Annotated in this window: 3 protein-coding genes; 1 reads left to right on the top strand and 2 read right to left on the bottom strand. The window is 37.2% G+C overall.

Going from position 1 to position 2,981, the window contains the following annotated elements:
• The first annotated feature begins 213 nt into the window (after nucleotides 1-213).
• Nucleotides 214-2,055, top strand: a complete 1,842-nt coding sequence (locus tag VIO64_RS07150; protein WP_331916611.1) for a C1 family peptidase — start codon at nucleotides 214-216, stop codon at nucleotides 2,053-2,055.
• Between the two features lie 30 nt (nucleotides 2,056-2,085).
• Here the strand turns inward: VIO64_RS07150 and VIO64_RS23065 are convergent, their stop codons facing one another.
• Nucleotides 2,086-2,328 carry a helix-turn-helix domain-containing protein gene (locus tag VIO64_RS23065; RefSeq protein WP_414705244.1) on the bottom strand — a complete coding sequence of 81 codons (243 nt, stop codon included), beginning with the start codon at nucleotides 2,326-2,328 and terminating at the stop codon, nucleotides 2,086-2,088.
• 13 nt (nucleotides 2,329-2,341) lie between these two features.
• On the bottom strand, nucleotides 2,342-2,923 hold the full coding sequence (locus tag VIO64_RS07145; protein ID WP_331916609.1) for an AraC family ligand binding domain-containing protein: 582 nt from the start codon (nucleotides 2,921-2,923) through the stop codon (nucleotides 2,342-2,344).
• Between the last annotated feature and the right edge of the window lie 58 nt (nucleotides 2,924-2,981).

Below are 2,981 nucleotides of genomic sequence, written 5' to 3'. Positions count from 1 at the left end.
TATTAAATAAAAATATTTTACAATGATAAAAAGTAAATGGTCCAATAGTCCTATATATAAATGGGTATCCAGTAAGTATAATAAAATTAGACGCTAAATCCATATATAAGAGATAGAAGATATTTATATCTGGGAGATTATAATTTCCCATGACAATTATCTAGGACAAATCTGATTTTGTTCTGGAGCTGTTAGTTTAGGGGGGTACTTTTCATGTCTAATAAACTTTGCTATATTCAGGTTGGGGTTATGATTTTTATGGTAACCGCGGCTGCATATTTGAATTCCTATATCATAGTATTTTCGCAGATTGGTGAAGAAGGTTATATTAAGAATGGCTTAAGGGAAACTAGCGATATCGAAAAAAACTGGGCCAAAAGAAATGTAATTGTTACAAGGCAGATAAACCTTAATGAGTTAGCCGTTGATAGGATTAACGAGAGAAGAAAGGATACAAAAAAGGGTTTATTGGATAAGGCATTAGCTGTGAATATCGGCCAGGAAGTAGAGCCTAATGGACACAATATACTATTGGAAAAGTATGAGGGTTCATCGCCAAATAAAATCAGTATATTAGATTTACCAATACACGTAGATGATTTGCCTTTATCTGTTGATAACAGCAAGCTTGATTATTTTCCACCCATAAGAGATCAGAAACCTCTCGGATCATGTGCTAGTTTTTCCAGCACATACTACTCAATGACACATATGACAGCCCTGGCAAAGGGTTGGAATGTAAAAGACAGCTCTGACAATTCTAATAAGTTTTCCCCTAAATGGACATACAATATGGTTAATGACGGCAAGGATGAGGGAGCATCTATTTATGGTGTTTATAAGGCTTTGAAAGAAATTGGTGCTGCCACATGGGAGGATGTACCATATAACTCAGACTATATCAAGTGGTCGGTGGATAAAGACACATGGATTAAAGCATTAAGTTATAAGGCGGACAAGATTGGTGTAATAAAGGATATTGATACCGATTTCGGGCTTTATAATCTAAAATTGCTGCTTACAAATGGATATGTACTCAATTTTACAACAGGGCTGGATAGTTGGAAGTGCTCTTGGGTTAAGGATGATCCTTCAAGCCCTCTGGATGATGAATTTGAAGGTTCCAGAATATGCTTTTGGGCAGACGGCAGATATGGGCCCCATGCTATGACTATAGTGGGGTATAATGATAACTTATGGGTTGATATAAATAATAACGGAATTGTGGAAGCTGGAGAAAAAGGGGCCTTAAGGGTGGCGAATTCTTGGGGTACTGGATGGGAAGATGAGGGCTTTTCATGGATTGCCTATGATGCATTAAGAAAGGTTTCATCATTGAGTGATGGGCCTAAGGAAAATAGAAACCAAGCTATCTTAGGAGCCCAGGCCACATGGATTACAGCTAAAAACCATTATAAGCCAAAGCTTCTGGCAGAGATCACAATCAGCCATTCAAAAAGAAATCAAATGACTTTTTCGTTAGGGTATTCAGATACAGGAAAGAGCAAACCTGATAAAACGTTAAACAGCTTAATGCTTTCGGGGAATGGAGGGGAAATGAGCTTTAACGGAACAAAGGAGGAAGTAAGAGGAACATTTGTTTTGGATTTTACCGACCTAATTGATGCAAAGGGTTTAAATATAAATGAAAAGGGAAGATGGTACCTTAAGGCAGGAGATTCTATAAAAGATGCTAATGCCCTTTCGGTTTTGGAGTTTAAACTTATTAACCCCAATGCCGGTGAGGTTATAAGCTTGGACATTAATAATAAAGTCAGGATAGACGGGGAAGACAGACTGTTTTGGATTGATTATGGCACCTTTAAAGAAAACCTGAGTAAGAGAACCATTACGGAAACCTCCCGGGCGGACAAGATATTACAAGTGCCCGCAGCTGTCATTGTACAAACCAATAATATGGTATCATTGTCAATGCAGGTTTTTGCAATAATGGAGGAAGTATGTAATTCAAGGGGAAGAATTCTTGAAAATGCTGTGTTGTGTAATGTGCCAATGACCAAAGTATATGGGCCTGCCCGGGCTCCTACATCATAATTTCCCATGACAACGATCAATGTAACAAAATTACTTGGTGATTTTGTTATGTCTAAGCTGGGTCGGGGGTGTTTTCATTTGCTCTTTAAAAAGGTGATAAAAGTGGCTTAGGTTGTCAAATCCTGCTTCTAGAGAAATATCAATTACACTTATTTTGGTTGTCAGTAGCAAATGTTTGGCATATTTAAGACGAAGGTTATTTATATACTCTGTAGGTGTCATGTTTAGAAACTGTTTAAATACCCGGGGCTTTTTTTGGGACAATTGATACATGGCGTAAAGCCCTCTAGTAAAGTTTTCTTTTTTTTTGCATCTCTGACAAAAGAGATTCCACCCATTTTGGTATATCGCTTTTCTGGGAATTATGAAGCTGGCTGAAATAGTTGAGCAGTACTTCTACCAGAACCCCCCTTAAAAGAATTTTCCTCCTGTTCATATCTCCCTTGCTTAGAATATAAACATTTTCCAGCCTATGGACCAAATGGTCTTTTTCAAGGGGAGACAAGTTGATACATGGGGGAAGCAAGGGAGATATAAGATAATCATTAGAATAAGCTTCTCCTAAAAACTTTAATGTGTTGCTGACAACTCGTTTTGTAAAGCAAACATTAATAAACTCGCATTCCTGATTTTCCGCATATTCATAATAGTGCACATCTGAAGGTCTTATAAACACAAGGGTACCTTCTGCTATTGGCTGTCTCTCATTATTTACAACATGAATTGCACTACCCTTTATTATTAAGAAGAACTCGTAAAAATCATGGAAATGAATAGGTGAAGCATACTTTATAGAGTTCACCGGAGAAAGAAACGATTCAGTACCATTATCCATTACAGTAGAGTGAGTGAACTTTTGAACAGCCATCGCACAGCTCCTAACGATTAACACTTTTAATATATATTAAAAGTGTTAATAATCTTAC

This window comes from Pseudobacteroides sp. (genome assembly GCF_036567765.1).
Taxonomy (GTDB): Bacteria; Bacillota; Clostridia; order Acetivibrionales; family DSM-2933; genus Pseudobacteroides.
This window is presented reverse-complemented; position numbering and strand designations above follow the sequence as displayed.